Raw genomic sequence first — 504 nt, 5'->3', positions numbered from 1 at the left:
ACTCACATTTCGCACCCTAACAAGGTCAAAACAAAGGATTTTTTATTTAGTTTTTCAGAATAACTTTTTGACCAACACGACGAGCGATGGCTATCCTTTTTTTACCATCGCTGGTCGTTCCGTATGACGTTACACGTAAATGCTCTCATCCAGCCCCAACCCCTGCAGAATCCTTCGTTGTTCAGGGGTGAGGGAGCGATCCAGTGAGCGTTGGATGCGTCCATCCGGCAGCTCCAGGAGGACGACGTTCACATATTGAAACAGCTGGAAAATCGCCTGCCCCGTCGGTCGGGTCAGCTTGCGGCCTCCGGCGCCCTTTAATGGGTGTTCGGGTGTGATGAACTGGCGCACCCGGCGCTGAAAGACGCGGTAAATGGCCAAGGCCAAGAGAAACAAATAGCCCAATACCGCAACTCGTTCTGGCTTTTTGACATAGATCTCATCCGTGAAAAAAGGGTCTTTCAAAAAAGCGAAGTTCATTTCCACCGAGATCTGCCCTTTATA

The 504-nt window shown here is 49.8% G+C and carries 1 pseudogene; it reads right to left on the bottom strand.

Going from position 1 to position 504, the window contains the following annotated elements:
* Positions 1-129: 129 nt before the first annotated feature.
* Positions 130-504 (bottom strand): annotated as a pseudogene (locus CD000_RS00600) (IS1634 family transposase); the annotation flags it as partial.

It is taken from the genome of Geobacillus sp. FJAT-46040 (genome assembly GCF_002335725.1).
Taxonomy (GTDB): domain Bacteria; phylum Bacillota; class Bacilli; order Bacillales; family Anoxybacillaceae; genus Geobacillus; species Geobacillus thermoleovorans.
Note: the sequence above shows the minus strand (reverse complement) of the source record. Positions and strands in the feature narration are given on the sequence as shown.